We start from the raw sequence: 16,996 nt of genomic DNA on the forward strand, positions 1-16,996 counted from the left end.
CGTAATTCTTTCTCCATCCCCGGCTTCTGAACACGAACTCGAGAAATGTTCGGCTGATTACCCGGCACCGACCGGTCCTCGATAAGCTCACCGCAGCCCGTAGTCAGGATGGGGACGTCGACGATGGACAAGGCGGAAGAGCCGCCCAAGGCAGCGGATCCGGGGCCGCCGAGGGCCAGCAAGGTCACCACCGTCATATTGATCGTCTCGCTCGTCCTGATCGTGCTCATCGCCGGCGTGCTCGGCACCGTCGCCGTCCTGATGACCCGGACGCCCGACGCCCCGCTCCTCGGCGGCGCCCCGCCGCAGCGGCTGTCCACGCCGATCCACTTCGCCCCCGTGCGCGAGACCAAGGCCGCGCCGTGCCCCGGCGAGGAGGCGGCGCTCGACGACACGCAGACCACCTGCTACCTGCTGGAGGACGGCGTCACGGTCAACGCCGTGCAGGCCGTCGAGGCGGTCCGCGGTCGTGACGGCACCTACTCGGTGCGCATCGCGGTCGCTCCCGCGTACAAGCAGAAGCTCGTCGACCTCATCGACGAGCAGGTGTCCGACCAGCGGCAGATCGCCGTCGTGCTGGTGCCGCGCACGGTCCTGGCCGCGCCCATCGTGACCCAGGGCATGGACGGCGACAGCCTGAGCATCGCGGGGATGACCCAGCAGGAGGCCGAGGCGCTGGCCACCCGCGTGCTCGGCGACGCCGCCCCGCCCTCCTCGCCGCCCGCCTCCACCGATCCGGCCGGTACGGGTGACCCCGCCGGTACGGGTGACCCCACCGGCACGGGCGATCCGGCCGGCACCGGCGACCCGGCCGGGACCGGCCAGACGACGGGCACCGGGACCCGGACCCCCGACCAGCGGTTCGCGAGCTGCCAGGAGGCCACGGCCGCCGGCTTCGGCCCCTACACCAAGGGCACGCACGAGGAGTACGCGTGGTACGCCGACGTCGACGGCAACGGCGTCGCCTGCAACTCCGGCGACCTGCGCTAACTGAAGAACCCGCCCACCCAGTCGATCGCGAAGTAGGCCGCGAACACCAGCGACACCACCCACAGCAGCCACGGGATCTCGCCGAACTTCCCCCGCGCCGCCTTGATCAGCGTGTAGACGATCACCCCGGCGCCCACCCCGTTGGTGATCGAGTACGTGAACGGCATCAGCGCGATCGTCAGGAAGGCCGGCAGCGCCAGATCCGGATCGTCCCACGGCACGTTCTTGCTCTGCATCATCATCAGCGCCCCGACCAGCACCAGCGCGGGCGCGGCCGCCGCCGCGGGCACCACCGCGGCCAGCGGGGTGAACAACAGCGCCAGCGCCATCAGCGCCCCGGTGACCAGGCTCGCCAGGCCGGTCCGCGCGCCCTCGCCGACGCCCGCGGCCGACTCCACGAAAACCGTGTTCGCCGAGGAGCTCGACACCCCGCCCATCATGGCGGCCACGCCGTCCACGGTGAGGATCCGGCCCAGCCGCGGCACCCGCCCCCGCTCGTCCACGAGCCCGGCCTCGTCGCTGACGCCGATGATCGTGCCCATCGCGTCGAAGAACCCCGACAGCACCAGCGTGAACAGCACCACGGTCGCGGTCAGCGCGCCCGCCGTGACGAACCCGCCGAACACGTCGACCTGCCCGACCAGCCCGAAGTCCGGCGCCGACACCACCGACTCGGGCACCCGCGGCGCCACCACCCCCCAGTCGGCCTGGTCGATCGTGGCCACCGAGTTCACCACGATCGCCACGATCGCCGTCACCACGATGCTGATCAGGATCGCCGCCGGCGTGCGCCGCGCGTACAGGGCGATCATCAGGAGCAGCCCGAAGCAGAACACCGCCACCGGCCATCCGGTCAGGTGGCCGGTCGTGCCGAGCTGCACCGGCGTGCCCGAGCCGCGTGTCACGAACCCGGAGTCCACCAGCCCGATCAGCGCGATGAACAGCCCGATCCCGACGCTGATGGCGTGCTTGAGCGCCAGCGGGATCGAGTTCATGATCAGCGCGCGCAGGCCGCTCACGGCCAGCACGATGATGACCGCGCCTTCCAGTACGACCAGGCCCATCGCCTGAGGCCAGGTCATGTGCGGGGCGGCCTGGTAGGCGACCACCGCGTTCAGCCCCAGGCCCGCGGCCAGCGCCAGCGGCGCGTTGCCGACCAGGCCCATGAGCAGAGTCGAGATCGCCGCGGTCAGCGCGGTCGACGTGGTGAGCTGCGCGATGGTCAGCTTGGCGCCGGTGACGTCGTGGGCGCCCGCGAGGATGATCGGGTTGAGCAGGATGATGTACGCCATGGCCATGAACGTGGTGACACCACCGCGCACCTCACGGCCGACGGTGCTCCCCCGCCGGGACAGCTCGAAGAACCTGTCGAGCACCGGCATCCCCCTTCAGCGACGCGGGGGATCGCCCGGTGCCCTACCCGGCGGGGGAACCGATCATGCCTTCTCGTGCCTGCCGCCGCCGACCAGAGCGGCGAACTCGTCCAGCCCGATCCGGCCGTCGCCGTCGCGGTCGGCGGCCTCGATGAACGCCTCGATCTCCGCCTCCGAGGCGCCCAGGCCGCCCATGGCCTCGTTGGCCTTCCTGATCTCGGCGGTCGTCAGCAGACCGTCGCCGTCGGCGTCGAACCGCTCGAACTCCGCCTTGGCCGCCTCGCATGCGTCAGCCATAAGGGTCCTCCCCGTGGTCGTTCAGCCCCCGATGTGGGCCAAGGCGATATCTTCGGGTCTTATCGGAACGCGCGTCAACCGCAGGCCGGTCGCCGCGCGCACCGCGGCCGCGATCGCGGGGGTGGAGGAGAGTGTCGGGGGCTCACCGGCGCCACGCAATCCGTACGGGGCAGCCGGGTCTGGATTTTCCAGGATTTTCATCGTCATGGGCGGCATGTCGAGAATGGTGGGGATCAGGTAGTCGGTGAAGGACGGGTTCAGCACCCTGCCGTCCCTGACCTGGATCTCCTCCATCAGGGCCAGCCCGAGGCCCTGCGCCGACCCGCCGTGGATCTGGCCCTCCAGCGCCTGCGGGTTCAGGATCCGGCCGACGTCCTGCACGGCCGCCAGCTCGACCACCTTGACCAGGCCCAGCTCCACGTCCACGTCCACCACCGCCCGGTGCACGCAGAGCGCGAGCTGGGTGTGCGAGTCGCCCTGCCCGGTGAGCGGGTCCAGCGGGAACGTCGGCCGGTGCCGGAACTCCCGCGTCTCCTCGACGGGACCGAACTTCTCCAGCGCCTCCCGCACGGGCAGCCCGCCGAACCGCTCGCGCACCGCCTCGCAGGCCGCCTTCACCGCGCCGCCCGTCACGTACGACTGGCGCGAGGCCGACGACGAGCCGGCCGACCCGACCGAGGTGTCGGCGGTCGCCACCGTCACGTGCTCCACGCCCAGCTCGGTGCGGGCGATCTGGGCCTGGATCGTCACCAGCCCCTGGCCCACCTCGGCCGCCGCGGTGTGCACGGTGACGTGCGGCTCGCCGTTGACCAGCTCGGCCCGCACCCGGGCCGTGGAGTAGTCGTCGAACCCCTCCGAGAAGCAGATGTTCTTGATCCCGACCCCGTACCCGACGCCGCGCCGCACCGACTCGCCGTGCGTGGTCTGCGACACGCCGCCCGGCAGCCCGCGCAGGTCGTCACCGGCGGGCGGCGGCAGCGGGAACGACTCCAGCTCGCGCAGCATGTCGGCGAGCGGCGCCGGCGAGTCGATCACCTGCCCGGTGATCAGTGCCGAGCCCTGCGACACCGCGTTGCGCCGCCGGATCTCCACCGGCGACAGCCCGCACGCCTCGGCCAGGCGGTCCATCTGCGACTCGTACGCGTAACACGCCTGCACCGCGCCGAACCCGCGCATCGCGCCGCACGGCGGGTTGTTGGTGTAGACGCCGGTGGCCTCCACCAGCACGTTCGGCACCTCGTACGGGCCCACGCCGAGCGAGGCGGCGTTGCCCACCACGGCGGGGGAGGAGGAGCAGTAGGCGCCGCCGTCCAGCAGGATGGCGGCCTTGACGTAGACGAGCCGGCCGTCGCGGGTGGCGCCGTGCTCGTACCGCATCCGCGCAGGATGGCGGTGCACGTGGCCGAAGAACGACTCCTCGCGCCCGTACACGATCTTGACGGGACGGTTCAGCCGGAGCGCCAGCATGCACGCGTGCACCTGCATCGACAGGTCCTCGCGGGCGCCGAACGCGCCCCCGACCCCGGCCAGCGTCAGCCGCACCTTCTCCGGCGGCAGCCCCAGGCAGGGGGCGAGCTGGTCGCGGTCCACGTGCAGCCACTGGGTGGCGATGTAGAGGTCGACGCCCCCGTCCTCGGCAGGCACCGCCAGCCCCGACTCCGGGCCGAGGAACGCCTGGTCCTGCATGCCGACCTCGTACTCGCCGCTGACCACGACCTGTGCCTCGAACACCTCGCCCGTGCGCACCGGCTGGTGGCGCACCAGCTCCGTCGCCAGGCGCGGGTCCGTCACGGCCTCGCGCACCTCGTAGTCCACCACGATCGCGTCCGCCGCCCGCCGCGCGGTCTCCGGATGGTCGGCGGCCACCAGCGCCACCGGCTCGCCCTGGTAGCGGACCTGGTCGACGGCGAGCACCGGCTGGTCCTTGCGCTCCAGCCCGTAGAACTTCTCGCCCGGCACGTCCTCGTGCGTCATGACCGCGCGCACGCCAGGGACGGCCAGCGCCGGACCCACGTCGATGGACCTGATCCACGCCGACGGGTGCGGGCTGCGCAGCGTCGCCCCCCACACCATGCCTTCGAGCCACAGGTCAGAGGCGTAGGCGAACTCGCCCGTCACCTTGAGCACCGCGTCCGGCCGCCGCGCGCTCTCGCCGACGCCCAGCCGCAGCGAACTCGCCGTCTCCGTCATCCTTCGAGTAGAGCACCGGCCCGGTGCGGGCGGTATGCGCGCCAGGTGAAATCGGGGTAAGCGCCGCCACCGGCGGGCTTGTATATTCCTCCAAATGCGGATACGTGACCTGCTGGCCGTCGGCGAGCCGCGTCTCCGGCTGCTCACCGGCGACCCGGACCGCGCGTTCACCTCGGTCCACATCACCGACCTGCCGGAGCCGGGGCGCTACCTGTCGGGCGGCGAGCTCGTGCTGACCGGCCTGATGTGGCGCCAGGGGCCGGAGGACTCGGCCCGGTTCGTGGCCGCGCTGGTCGAGGCGGGGGTGGCCGGGCTCGGCGCGGGGCAGGCGTGGCTCGGCCACATCCCCGCCGACCTCGTGACGGCGTGCGAGCGGGCAGGGCTGCCGCTGCTGGAGGTGCCGACCGAGGTGTCCTTCCGCACCCTGGCCGAGCAGGCCGGGCACCGTCTGACGGGCGACGCGCGCGAGGCGCTCGGCCGTCACCGCAGGCTTGTCGCCGCCGTGGCCGAGGGCGCCGACCTGCCCGAGCTGTTCGCGCTGACCGCCGCCGAGCTGGGCGTCACCGGGGCGGTCGTGTCCGCCGCGGGCGAGGTCATCGTCGGCGCGCCGGACGACCCCGCCGGCCTGGCGCGCGCCTACCTGACCGCGACCCGGCTGCCGTGCCTGGCCGGCGGCCACACGCTGTTCGGCGTCGGGCGCGGCCACCGGGCGGGCGGGTGGATGCTCGCCTGCGACGGCGACCTGCTCGACCGGGCCGACCTGGGCTACGAGCTGGCGGCCTGCGTGGCGCTGGAACGCAGCCGCATGGAGGAGGGGCGGCGGGTGGAACGGCGGCTCGCCGGCGAGCTCCTGGCCGCCGCCCTCGCCGGCGCCGACGCCGCGGAGCTGAACGCCCGCTTCCGCACCTCCGGCCTGGACACCGCCGAACCGTACGCGGTCGTCAACGCCGCCATCACCCACCCCGGCCCTGCGCCCGGCTTCGCCCGGCCGGACGCGGTGTCCGGTCCCGGCGAGCCCGGCTTGGTCGGGGTCGCCCGCTCCGCTGGGCACGGTGCGCCCCGCGAGCACGGCCCGGGGGTGCTCGGGGGGCAGGTGCTGGAGGAGTTGCTGGGCCGGGAGATCGTCGCACCGCCGGGCGCCGACGGGGCGGTGGCGGTGGTGCCGCTGCGCGGCGGGGACGTCGCCGATCTGGCCGCCCGCCTGCGCGCCGGGGCCGCGATCCTGTCGGCGCTGCCGGACGCCCGCGTCTGTCTGGGCCTGAGCGGCGCACTCACCGGCGCGGCCGCACTCCGAGGCGGCGTCGAGGAGGCCGGTCACGCCAGACGGCTGGCCGAGGCCCGCGACGGCGGGGTGGTGACGTCCGACGAGATCTACACGCACGCGCTGTTGCTGGCCACCGTCCCCGGCGACGTGCGCAGGTCGTTCGCCGGGCGGCTGCTCGCCCCGCTGCTCGACTACGACGCCGGCCACCAGTCGGAGCTGGTGCGCACGCTCGCCACCTTCCTCGACTGCGCCGGGTCCTGGAACGCGTGCGCCGAGCGGATGCACGTGCACGTCAACACCGTGCGCTACCGGATCAAGCGGGTGGAGGAGCTGACCGGCAGGGACCTGTCGACGATGGCCGACCGGGTCGACCTCTTCCTCGCGCTCAGGGCGAGATGACCGGCCGTCACACGCGCACGGTGGGGACGCCGACCAGCTCGTGCACGATCCGCTGCTCGTTCTCCGTCTCGATCCGCCACTTGGCGTTCTCCAGCTCCGCCGCCAGCGGCATCGCCTCGGCGATGTGCGGCAGGGCCGCGTGTGCGTCGCCCAGCTCCCGGCGCGCCCGGGACAGCAGGACGAGGCACTCCAGCTCGCCGAGCCGGTTGCGATGGGCCCGGCTCGCCGCCAGCGCCCGCTCCAGGTGGTCCGCGGCCTCGCCCGGCTTGCCCTCGTCGAGGCAGAGCTCACCGAGTATCCGGCGCATGTTCATCTCGTGACCGGTGTCGCCGATGCTCTCGGCGGCGGCGAGCGCCTCTTCCAGAGGCCCGCGCGCCTCCGCCGGGCGGCCGAGCTTCTGGCAGGCCAGCCCTCTCATCATCAGCGCGTAACGCACCCCCACGTCCGCGCCGATCCGCCGCGCCAGCGCGAGCTGCCGGCCGGCGTAGCCGAGCGCCTGCTCGTGCAGCCCCCGCTCGACCGACAGGTTGGCCAGGTTGCCCAGCGTGCGCTGCTCGCTGAACCGGTCGCCCAGCTCCCTGGCCAGGATGAGCTGCGCCTCCAGATGGCCCATGGCCTCCGCCTTGCCCTGCAGGGCCAGGCCGCAGGCGACGTGCCCGTGCGCGTGATAGGCGCCGAGCCGGTCGCCCAGCCGCTCGCAGACGTCCAGCGCCCGCCGGTTCAGCGCGATCAGAGGCGCGGGCTCGTGCGCGTACTGCTGATACCAGAACAGCGAGAAGCACAGCGCCACCCCCAGCGCGGCCAGCCCGGAGTCAGGGCCGGCCATGGCCTGCCCGGCCGCGGCCACCAGGTTGGTCTCCTCGCCGGCCAGCCAGGCGATCGCCTCGTCCGGTCCGCCGACGGCGTGCGGCACGGCGTCGACCTCGGGACCCTCGGCCTGCACCCGGTGCGGGTCCATGGTGGTGACGGCCAGCCGCGCGGAGGCGATGTAGAAGCTCAGCGCCCGGGCGAGCGGCCCGGCGGCGTCGCCCGGCGCCATCTCGGCCGCGAACAGCCGGACCAGGTCGTGGAGCTGGTAGCGGCCCGGGCCCGCGAGGTGTTCCAGCAGGTGGGCGTCCACCAGCCGTTCGAGCGCCCGCTCGGCCTCGTCGGCGCCGGTGCCGAGCAGCGCCGCCGCCACCTCCGCCGTCACGTCGTGCAGGTGCAGCAGGCCGAGCAGGCCCAGAGCGCGGGCGGCGACCCGGTCGATCGGCCTGGCGCTGCCGGCCAGGGCGCTCCAGCTCGACGCCAGGCTCGCCCGTACCGCCAGCTCGCCCGCCTCCAGCTCGTGCAGCCTGCGGCGCTCGTCGCGCAGCCGGCCGGTCAGCGCCGACACGCTCCAGGCCGGGCGGTCGGCCAGGCGCGCGCCCGCGATGCGCAGCGCGAGCGGCAGGCCGTCGCAGAGCCGCACCAGACCGGCCGTCTCCTCGGGGTCAGCCGCCATCCGCTCGGCCCCGGCCAGCTTGGCCAGCACCGTCACGGACTCCGGGAGCGACAGGCGAGGCAGGTGGAGCTGGACGCAGTCGTCGCCGGCGGCGAGCGTCTCGCGGCTGGTCACCACGATGGCGGTGCCGCGCGGAGCCGGTAACAGCGGCAGGATCTGCCCGAGCCCGGCGGCGTCGTCCAGCAGGATCAGCGTCCGCCTGCCGGACAGCGTGCTGCGCCACAGCGCCGCGGCCTCGTCCACGTCGCCGGGGATGGCGTCGCCGTCGATGCCGAACGCGCGCAGGAACCGGCCCAGCACGTCCAGCGGGTCGAGGCCCGGCAGCCCGACCGTGGCCCCGCGCAGGTTCACGTAGAGCTGGCCGTCGGGGTAGCGGTCCTTGACGAGGTTGCCGATCCGCACCGCCAGCGCCGACTTGCCCACGCCCGGCGGCCCGGAGATGACCACGAGAGGGTTCGGCTCGGTGTCGTCCCACGGCGCCAGCAGCCCTTTGAGCCGGATGACCTCCTGGGTCCTGCCCACGAACCCGGCCAGGTCGCGGGGCAACTGGCGGGGCAGCGGGGGCGGCCCGTCACCGGGCCGCTCGCGGGGCCCGGCCGCCAGCGCCAGCCGGTGGGAACGGCGCAGCGCCTCTCCCGGGTCCACGCCCAGCTCCTCGCGGAGCAGCCGCCGGCTCTCCTCGTAGACCACCAGGGCCTCGGCGCGCCTGCCGCACCGCACCAGGGCGAGCATCAGCAGCTCGCGCGGCCGTTCGCGGAGGGGATGGCGGTAGGTCATGGCCCGCAGCGGGGCCAGCGCGTCCTGCGGCCTGTCGAGCCCGAGCAACGCCTCGGCGCGGTATTCCTGCGCGGCGAGCCGCGCCTCGGTCAGCCGGGCGCGCTCGCTCTCGGCGAAGGGCCCGGGAACCCCGGGCAGCGCTTCGCCGTGCCACAGGGCGAGGGCCTCTTCGAGGTCGGGCAGGGCGCCCGCATGGTCGCCGCGCAGGACGGCGCGGCGCGCGTGGTCGAGCCGCTCGGTGAAGGCGATGGCGTCCACCCGGGAGCCGTCGAGGCGGAGCCGGTAGCCCCCGGCGGCGCCGACGACCAGCTTCGAGGGCTCGCGCCGCCCCCGGGACGGCTCCAGCGCGTTCCTGAGCCCGGCCACGTAGGTGTAGACGCTCTGCTCGGCCGTCTTGGGCGGGTCGTCGCCCCAGATGCCGTCGATGATGCGCGGAATCGGCACCACGCGCCCCGGCCACGCGGCGAGGATCGCCGTCAGCGCCTGCCGGCGGGGTGGACCGAGATCGATCTCCTTGCCGTCGCGCGCGGCGGTGACCGGCCCCAGGAGCCGGACGATGACGCCCTCGGCCAACGGACTCTCCCACCCGTGGAGCTGACCACGGCGGCGTAGACCGGATCACGGTGAGGGAGCAGGGCCGATCGGGCCGACGTGGCGACGTCTAGAGGAAATGTAGATGCCCCGCCTAGGCTGCTCGCCTACGGGGAATGCGCGGAGACTTCTACGGGTGATGCGCGGAGAAGCGGAGAGAACGAGGGCAGCGGCGACGGGGGTGTGACACGCAGGAGATGGCTCTCACCTGACATGGCGGCCCCGCCGCCGGTCTCACCCGCGTGCTCAGCAACAATAGGCGTCGCCGAGGACGGCGAGAGAGACGGCGGAGACTGCTGCGGGGGCAGACGTTTCCGCATTCGCGACCGTACTATTGCCTGCAACGGCCACCACGGCCCCGAGCAAGGCAACAAGTGCGGACATCGTGAGGCGCGTGCGCATGAGGATCTCCCTCGCGGATCTACGGGACTTGCTTGGAACTTATCATTTCAGGGAGCGACGACCGTGACCACATCTGACCTAGTCGGACTCCGTATCAAGACGGTGCGGCGGCAGCGCGGCCTCTCGCAGGCACAGCTCGCGCACCCCGAGTTGTCTGACAGTTACGTCTCCTTGATCGAGAGTGGCAAGCGTACTCCCACGCCGGCGGTCCTGGAGCTGCTGGCCCAGAAACTGGACTGCTCGCTCTCCTATCTGATCAACGGTGTGACGGCCGAGCAGATGGAGGACATCGAACTCTCGCTCGGCTATGCCCGGATCGCGCTGGAAAACGGCGAGGTCGCCGAGGCCCGCAACCGCTTCACCGAGCTGCTCGCGGACAACAACCTGACAGGTCTGACCGAGCTTCGTCAAGACACCGAATTCGGGCTGGCCCTCGCCACGGAGGCGTGCGGCGACAGCGACGAGGCGATCGCCATCCTGCAGCGGCTGCAGGGCGAGGACGTCCCCGCCGAGCGCCGGATCGAGATCGCCATCGCCCTGTGCCGCGTCTACCGGCAGAGCAACCGGCTCGTGGAGGCCGTCGAGATCGGCGAGCGCATCCTGGGCGGCGCCAACCGGCCCGCGTGGTCCGACCTGCTGGTGGAGCTGGGCGCCACCCTGCTGGCGGCCTACTTCGTGCGCGGCGACCACCTGCGCGCCCGGCAGTTCGCCGCCGAGCTGCTCAACGCCGCCGACGCGCTCGGCTCCCCGCGCGCCATGGCCGCGGCCAACTGGAACGCCGCCTTCGCGGCCGACTACACCGGCCACCGGGAGGAGGCGCTCGTCTTCGCCGAGCGGGCCCTGGCGCTGGTGGCCGAGTCCGGTCACCCGCGCCTGCTCGCCATGATGCGGGTCGCGTACGTCCAGCTGCGGCGCCGCGTGCAGCCCGAGGAGGCGGCCTCGCTCCTGGAGCACGTCAACCGCGCCATCAGGGACCAGGAGCAGAGCTCCACCAGCGTGACCGACCGGGCGCGGGCGCTGACCGAGCTGGCCCACGTCGAGTTCATGACCGGCGACCTCGACCGGGCCCTGGAGCACGCCCACACCGCCGGCGGCCTGCTGTCCGGCGCCGCCGTCGCCCAGGTGCCGCAGACGCACCTGCTGCTGGGGCGGGCGCACAGCGTGCGCGGCGAGGCCGCCGAGGCCGACCGGCACCTGCGGACGATCCGCGACGCCCTCGACTCGGTCCCGCCGTCCTTCCTCTCGGCCGGCGCGTGGTATGCCACGGCGGAGACGCTCTACGAGATCGGCGACGCCGAGGCCAGCGTCGAGGCCTACCAGCGGGCGCTCGCCTGCGCGGGTCTCTGATCGGGGTACGAACCGGGCGGGGTGCTCGGTAGCCTTGAAGGCGCCATGAAGAGTTCCCCGCTCGCGGCCCTCACCGCGATCCTCGCCACGCTGCTCGTCCTCGTCACCGCCGGGCCGGCTCTGGCTCACGACGCGCTCAAGAGCAGCGACCCCGCCAAGGACGCCACGGTCGAGTCCGTGGACGAGATCACGCTGGAGTTCACCGGCAAGATCCGCATGCCCTTCGTGAGCGTCCGCGGGCCGGGTGACACCCAGCACCAGGCCGGCGACCCGGAGCTCGACGGGGTGAAGGTGAAGCAGGCGCTGAAGGGCGAGCTGCCCGACGGCGACTACACCATCGCCTACCGGGTCGTCTCGTCCGACGGCCACCCGATCGAGGGCGAGATCCCGTTCACCGTCAAGGGCGCGAGCCCGTCCCCGGCGGAGACTCCTGAGGGGAGCACGGCGCCGACGGCCGAGGCGACCACCGCCGAGCCGGCCCCCACCGCCACCGAGCCGGCCGAGGCCCAGCCCGCCGAGGAGGTGTCCGCCGAGAGCGACGCCGCCACCTTCCCGGTCTGGCTCCTCATCGTGGTCGGCGCGCTCGTCGGCATCGGCATCGGGTTTCTCATGAGCGCCAGGAAGAAGAAGCAGCCGTGACCAGAGCCGCGCGTCTCGCGCTGGCGGCGGCCGGGGCGGCGATCGCCGCCCTCGTGATCGCCATGATCGCCGGAGGCGCGGCGTTCCCCAGGATCATCCTCGGCGTGCCCTCGTCAGGCGTCGTGACGCGCTGGGGGCTGCCGGTCTCCAAGCTGGCCATGGACGTCGCGGGCGTCGCCACGGTCGGCCTGCTGCTGGCCGCCGCCCTGCTGCTGCCCAACGACAAGGGCGTGCTCGGCAAGACCGCGCAGGGCTACCTGCGGGCCGCCTCCTGGACGGGGCTCGCCTGGGCGGGCGCGGCCTTCCTCACCATGGTCTTCAGCGTCTCCGACGTGTGGGCGCGCTCGGTCCCCGAGATCCTCAACCGCAACTTCCTGGTCGGCTTCGCCACCCAGGAGAGCCCCGGCATCGCGCTCACCCTCGTGGTGCTGTTCGGGCTGTCGATCGCGCTGTTCTCCCGCGGCGTCATCACCGCCGGGGCGGCGGCCGGGCTGCTGGTGCTCGCGCTGGTCACGCTGATGCCGCCGGCGCTCACCGGCCACTCCGCCTCCTCGCCCAACCACGGCCTGGCCATCACCTCGGTCACCCTCCACCTGCTGACGCTGGCTCTGTGGGTGGGCGGGCTGGCCGTGCTGGCCCTGCACGCCGCGCTGAAGCGGCCGCAGCTCGACGTGGCGGCCTCCCGCTTCTCGCGGATGGCGCTGTGGGTCTACATCGGCGTGGGGATGTCGGGCGTGTTCAGCACGCTCGCGCGGCTCACGTCGCTGTCCGACCTGTGGACGTCCAGCTACGGCGTGCTCATCGTGGCCAAGACCGTGGCGTTCGTGCTGCTCGGCTACGTCGGCTGGTGGCACCGCCAGCGCACGCTCGCCGACCTCGGCGCGGGCCGCCCGCGCGCGTTCGCCCGGCTCGCGGCCGGCGAGCTCATGCTCATGCTGGCGACGATCGGGCTGGCGGTGGCGCTGTCGCGCACCCCGCCCCCGCCGGTCAGCCTGCCCGCCGACCGCGCCTTCGACCTCCTCGGCCACCCGGTCCCGCCGCCGATCTCGGCCGCGAACATCCTCTCGCTGTGGTGGTTCGACCTGTTCTTCGCGCTGCTCGCCGCGATCCTGGCCGGGCTGTACGGCGCGGGCGTCGTACGGATGCGGCGGCGCGGCGACGCCTGGCCGTGGGGCCGCACCGCGTCGTGGTTCGCCGGCGTGGCCATCCTGGTCTTCACCACCCAGAGCGGCGTGGCGCGGTACGCCAAGGTCATGTTCGACGTGCACATGATCGAGCACATGACGCTGGCCATGATCGTCCCGATCTTCCTGGTGCTCGGCGCCCCCGTCACGCTCGCGCTGCGCGCGCTCAAGCCCGCCGCCCGGCGCGGCGACCGGGGGCCGCGCGAGTGGCTGATGGCGATCCTGCACAGTGGTTACGCGCGCGTCGTCACCCATCCGGGCATCGCCACCGCGATCTTCATCGCGTCCACCTACGCGCTCTACTTCACGCCGCTGTTCGAGGCCGCCATGGAGGAGCACCTCGGCCACATCCTCATGATCCTCCACTTCCTGGTCAGCGGGTGCCTGTTCTTCTGGGTGGTCATCGGGGTCGACCCCGGCCCTCACCAGCTCCCGTACGTGGGCAGGCTGCTGCTGCTGTTCGTCACCATGCCGTTCCACGCGTTCTTCGGCATCGCGCTGATGATGACCGGCACGCTCATCGCGCCCGGCTGGTACGAGCAGCTCGACCGGTCCTGGGGCGGGCCGCTGCTGCAGGAGCAGCAGAACGGCGGCGCGATCGCGTGGGGGTTCGGGGAGATCCCGACCCTCATGGTGCTCCTGGCCATCGCGGTGCAGTGGTACCGCAGCGAGGACCGCAAGGCCCGGCGCGACGACCGGTCCGCGGCGCGTTCCGGCGATCCGGAGCTCACCTCGTACAACGACTATCTGGCCAGGCTCAACGAGCTCGACAAACGCGAGTAGCCGTTCAGGCAGGGCCTGCTATCTTCACCCGGTGTGACGGCGGCACGGCGGGTAGCCTTTCCCGATAGGGGGTGGCGCGAGCCTGCCGTGGGGGGTGGCGCTCCGCGCTTTCGGCGCCGGCGGTGGAGCCGGCGCGCTCGGGCCTCAGGAAGGCGTGGAGCGGTGATGGAAGTGACGCGCATGCGCGGGGGTGAAAGCCTGGCCGAAGCCCTTGAGGGCAACCTGGCCGAATGGTCGCGGCGGACGGGGATCGCGGTGGAGGTGTGGGCGCTGCCCGCGGCCGACGTGCGGCCGCGGGTCGCCAAGGGGGTTCTGGAGGCGCTGGCCGAGGCGCTCGACAACGTGCACAAGCACAGCGAGGCCACGACGGTGTCGATCGCCGTCACGGTGGGCCGCGGCGGTCTGCGGATGACGGTCAGCGACCACGGCAGGGGCTTCGATCTCTCGCGGGCGGGCCGCGGGATCGCCCGCATGCGGGCGGCGCTGGGCGAGGCCGGCGGGTCGCTGTCGGTCAACAGCGTGCCCGGCGAGGGCACCACCGTGACGGGGGTCGTGCCTAAGGCGCGGTGAGGATCTCGCTGCCGGTGGCGGTGACCACGATCGTGTGCTCGAACTGTGCCGTGCGCTTGCGGTCCTTGGTCACCGCGGTCCACTTGTCGGGCCAGATGTCGTAGTCGATCGTGCCCAGCGTCAGCATCGGCTCGATGGTGAACGTCATGCCCTGCACCAGCTCCACCCGGAGCGACGGGTCGTCGTAGTGGGGCACCATCAGGCCGGAGTGGAAGCTGGTGCCGATGCCGTGGCCGGTGAAGTCACGCACCACGCCGTAGCCGAACCGCTTGGCGTACGCCTCGATCACCCGGCCGACCACGTTGAGCTGGCGGCCCGGCGCGACGGCCTTGATGGCGCGCATCATCGCCTCGCGGGTGCGCTCGACCAGCAGCCGCGACTCCTCGTCGACCTCGCCGACCAGGAAGGTGGCGTCGGTGTCGCCGTGGACGCCGCCGATGTAGGCGGTGATGTCGACGTTGACGATGTCGCCGTCGCGCAGCACGGTGTCGTCGGGGATGCCGTGGCAGATCACCTCGTTGATCGAGGTGCACAGCGACTTGGGGTAGCCCTTGTAGCCGAGCGTGCTCGGGTAGGCGCCGTGGTCGACGAGGAACTCGTGGCCGATGCGGTCGAGCTCGTCGGTGGTGACGCCCGGCCGCACGTTCCGGCCGACCTCTTCGAGCGCCTGGGCGGCGATGCGGCCCGCGACCCGCATGCGCTCGATGATCTCGGGGGTCTTCACGTCGGACTCGCCGGTCTTGGGGCGCTTCTTGCCGACGTACTCCGGCCGCTCGATGTGGGCGGGAACCTTTCGCATGGGCGAAATTCGGCCGGGCTGGAGCAGTGTCGTCATGAAACCTGAGTCTACGGGGCAGAATCGACCTCATGACCGATGGCCAGTGGTGGTTCTGCCTCAAGCACATGCGGGTCGAGCCCGACGTGGGCTGCCCCAACAAGGACCGGATGGGCCCGTACGCGACCGAGCAGGAGGCTGCCGGGGCGCTGCAGCGCGCGGCCGAGCGCAACAAGGCGTGGGACGAGGCCGACCAGGACGACGACTGACGGGAGTGCCACGGGTTCCGGCCCGTGGCCTCCGGCTCTCAAGCTGCGATAACGTTCCCTCATGGCCTCATCCGCTCAGCCTCCGACGATCCACGACGTGGCAAGGCTGGCCAAGGTGTCCACCTCCACCGCGAGCCGCGTGCTGGGCAACTACGGCCGGTTCAGCGAGGCGACGCGGAAGCGCGTCCTCGACGCGATAGAGACCCTGGGCTACCGGCCCAACAGCGTGGCCAGGAGCATGGTGACCCGGCGCACCGACACCCTGGGCGTGGTGTGCGCCGACATCAGCAGCCCGTTCTTCTCCGGCGTGGTGCGCGGCATCACCGACGAGGCCAGGAAGTCGGGCTACAGCATCCTGCTGACCAACACCGACGAGGACGTCCGCAGCGAGCGGGAGGCCGTCAACCTGCTGATCGACAAGCAGGTCGACGGCCTGATCGTCGCCACCGCCGACGTCGGCGACGTCGAGCACCTGCGGGCGGTCCGGTCGCACGGCAAGCACGTGGTGCTCTTCGACCGGCCGAGCAGCGCCGTCGGGGCCGACGCGGTCACCGTCGACGACGTCGCGGCCATGCGGGAGGCCGTGACCTACCTCCTGAGCCACGGCCACCGCCGCATCGGCATCCTGACGGAGCTGCGCATCGAGCGCGAGGCCGACTGGGCCACGCTGCTCCGTCCAGGGCTCGACCGCCTGCGCGGGGAGATCAACGCCAGCGCCGCCCGGCTGCTCGGCTACCTGCGCGCCCACCGCGACGCCGGGGTGGAGGTGGACCCGTCGCTGGTCGGCCGGACGGGCGGCTACGACGTCGAAGGCGCGGCCGAGGCCACCCGGCGCCTGCTGGCCTCGCCGGCCCGGCCGACGGCCCTGGTCACCACCGACAACATGATGACGCTCGGCGCCTACCAGGCCGTGCGCGAGCTCGACATCGAGATGCCGCGTGACCTGTCGTTCGTGGGCTTCGACAACCTCGACTGGACCACGCTGGTCCGGCCCGCCCTCACCGTCATCGAGCAGCCGGTGCACGAGATCGGGGCCAGGGCGGCCCGCAAGCTCATCGACCGGCTCAACGGCGACGAGGGCCCGCCCGAGCTCATCGAGCTGCCCACGTCGTTCCTGGTCCGCGAGTCGGTGGCGGCCGTCTGAGAACGTGCGGGGGCCCGGCGGACATCTCCGCCGGGCCCCGTGCGCGGTCAGGCGTGCTCGCCGCCCGCCGCCCAGCTGTCGAAGCCGGGCTTGTTGGCCAGCAGTCCGAGCTCGATCCGCAGGCCGAGGTCGTTGAGCAGGTAGCGGAACCGGACGCTGTCGTCGGGCTCCAGCCCGTCGGCCTCGACGCGGTACCTGCCGGTCGCCAGGAGCCCGGCCGTGGCCTCCTCGATGTCCGCCACCCAGTAGGTGAGGTGGTGCAGCTGCTGCACCCCGCCGGTGGGGGCCCAGACGCTGCCCTCGGCCGACTCGATCATCTTGACGTGGGCGGGCCCGCTCGCGGCGGTGACGAACCGTACCGGACGCTCCTCGCGCGAGCCGTCGGGGAAGCGGACCACGGTGTCCCACTCCAGGATGTCGCTCCACCCGCCGGCCACGGGCGTGGTGGCCGCGACGGCCTCCTCCAGGTCGTCGACCACGATCCCGACGTGCGCCACGCCCAGGAACCCGGCGGCCATG

Annotated in this window: 14 protein-coding genes; 8 read left to right on the plus strand and 6 right to left on the minus strand. The window is 72.7% G+C overall.

What is annotated here, in order from left to right:
- The first annotated feature begins 123 nt into the window (after nucleotides 1–123).
- Nucleotides 124–990 (plus strand): excalibur calcium-binding domain-containing protein, encoded by an 867-nt coding sequence (locus tag ACZ6YG_RS04350; RefSeq protein ID WP_466017194.1) that lies wholly within the window; start codon nucleotides 124–126, stop codon nucleotides 988–990.
- On the opposite strand, the gene ACZ6YG_RS04355 is transcribed toward ACZ6YG_RS04350, so the two are convergent.
- From ACZ6YG_RS04355 to ACZ6YG_RS04365, 3 genes are read right to left on the minus strand one after another with little or no spacing between them, the layout of a single operon-like run.
- Nucleotides 987–2,372 (minus strand): NCS2 family permease, encoded by a 1,386-nt coding sequence (locus tag ACZ6YG_RS04355; protein ID WP_148032907.1) that lies wholly within the window; start codon nucleotides 2,370–2,372, stop codon nucleotides 987–989. The genes ACZ6YG_RS04350 and ACZ6YG_RS04355 overlap by 4 nt on opposite strands.
- 54 nt (nucleotides 2,373–2,426) lie before the next feature.
- Nucleotides 2,427–2,660, minus strand: a complete 234-nt coding sequence (locus ACZ6YG_RS04360) for an EF-hand domain-containing protein (RefSeq protein WP_466017195.1) — start codon at nucleotides 2,658–2,660, stop codon at nucleotides 2,427–2,429.
- A 21-nt stretch (nucleotides 2,661–2,681) separates the two neighbouring features.
- Nucleotides 2,682–4,850, minus strand: coding sequence for a xanthine dehydrogenase family protein molybdopterin-binding subunit (locus ACZ6YG_RS04365; RefSeq protein WP_466017196.1), 2,169 nt, complete (start codon nucleotides 4,848–4,850; stop codon nucleotides 2,682–2,684).
- Nucleotides 4,851–4,944: 94 nt separating this feature from the next.
- Here ACZ6YG_RS04365 and ACZ6YG_RS04370 point away from each other — a divergent pair, with 94 nt between their 5' ends.
- A complete protein-coding gene (locus ACZ6YG_RS04370) occupies nucleotides 4,945–6,513 on the plus strand; it encodes a PucR family transcriptional regulator (protein ID WP_466017197.1) in 1,569 nt (522 codons plus the stop codon).
- Between the two features lie 7 nt (nucleotides 6,514–6,520).
- Here ACZ6YG_RS04370 and ACZ6YG_RS04375 read toward each other — a convergent pair whose 3' ends face one another.
- The gene (locus tag ACZ6YG_RS04375) at nucleotides 6,521–9,346 is read right to left on the minus strand and encodes an AfsR/SARP family transcriptional regulator (protein ID WP_148032903.1); all 2,826 of its coding nucleotides are present in this window, start codon (nucleotides 9,344–9,346) and stop codon (nucleotides 6,521–6,523) included.
- Nucleotides 9,347–9,829: 483 nt separating this feature from the next.
- Between ACZ6YG_RS04375 and ACZ6YG_RS04380 the strand changes: the two genes are divergently transcribed.
- The 4 genes from ACZ6YG_RS04380 (at nucleotide 9,830) to ACZ6YG_RS04395 (ending at nucleotide 14,289) form a co-directional block, all read left to right on the plus strand.
- Nucleotides 9,830–11,113: a helix-turn-helix domain-containing protein gene (locus tag ACZ6YG_RS04380; protein ID WP_261808698.1), complete on the plus strand. Its 1,284-nt coding sequence runs from the start codon at nucleotides 9,830–9,832 to the stop codon at nucleotides 11,111–11,113.
- A gap of 45 nt (nucleotides 11,114–11,158) precedes the next feature.
- Nucleotides 11,159–11,752: a copper resistance CopC family protein gene (locus ACZ6YG_RS04385; protein WP_148032901.1), complete on the plus strand. Its 594-nt coding sequence runs from the start codon at nucleotides 11,159–11,161 to the stop codon at nucleotides 11,750–11,752.
- A complete protein-coding gene (locus ACZ6YG_RS04390; RefSeq protein WP_148032900.1) occupies nucleotides 11,749–13,719 on the plus strand; it encodes a bifunctional copper resistance protein CopD/cytochrome c oxidase assembly protein in 1,971 nt (656 codons plus the stop codon). The genes ACZ6YG_RS04385 and ACZ6YG_RS04390 overlap by 4 nt, the downstream gene beginning before the upstream one ends.
- 165 nt (nucleotides 13,720–13,884) lie before the next feature.
- On the plus strand, nucleotides 13,885–14,289 hold the full coding sequence (locus ACZ6YG_RS04395) for a sensor histidine kinase (protein ID WP_148032899.1): 405 nt from the start codon (nucleotides 13,885–13,887) through the stop codon (nucleotides 14,287–14,289).
- Here the strand turns inward: ACZ6YG_RS04395 and map are convergent.
- Nucleotides 14,276–15,124 carry a type I methionyl aminopeptidase gene (gene map, locus ACZ6YG_RS04400; RefSeq protein WP_148032898.1) on the minus strand — a complete coding sequence of 283 codons (849 nt, stop codon included), beginning with the start codon at nucleotides 15,122–15,124 and terminating at the stop codon, nucleotides 14,276–14,278. The genes ACZ6YG_RS04395 and map overlap by 14 nt on opposite strands.
- A gap of 32 nt (nucleotides 15,125–15,156) precedes the next feature.
- Between map and ACZ6YG_RS04405 the strand changes: the two genes are divergently transcribed.
- Entirely contained in the window at nucleotides 15,157–15,333 is a 177-nt protein-coding gene (locus ACZ6YG_RS04405; protein ID WP_187281273.1) for a hypothetical protein, read from the plus strand.
- Nucleotides 15,334–15,394: 61 nt separating this feature from the next.
- Nucleotides 15,395–16,477 carry a LacI family DNA-binding transcriptional regulator gene (locus ACZ6YG_RS04410; protein WP_148032897.1) on the plus strand — a complete coding sequence of 361 codons (1,083 nt, stop codon included), beginning with the start codon at nucleotides 15,395–15,397 and terminating at the stop codon, nucleotides 16,475–16,477.
- 47 nt (nucleotides 16,478–16,524) lie between these two features.
- Here the strand turns inward: ACZ6YG_RS04410 and ACZ6YG_RS04415 are convergent, their stop codons facing one another.
- Nucleotides 16,525–16,995: a VOC family protein gene (locus ACZ6YG_RS04415; RefSeq protein ID WP_271276341.1), complete on the minus strand. Its 471-nt coding sequence runs from the start codon at nucleotides 16,993–16,995 to the stop codon at nucleotides 16,525–16,527.
- Nucleotide 16,996: the final 1 nt, after the last annotated feature.

Source organism: Nonomuraea sp. NPDC054003, assembly GCF_055585125.1.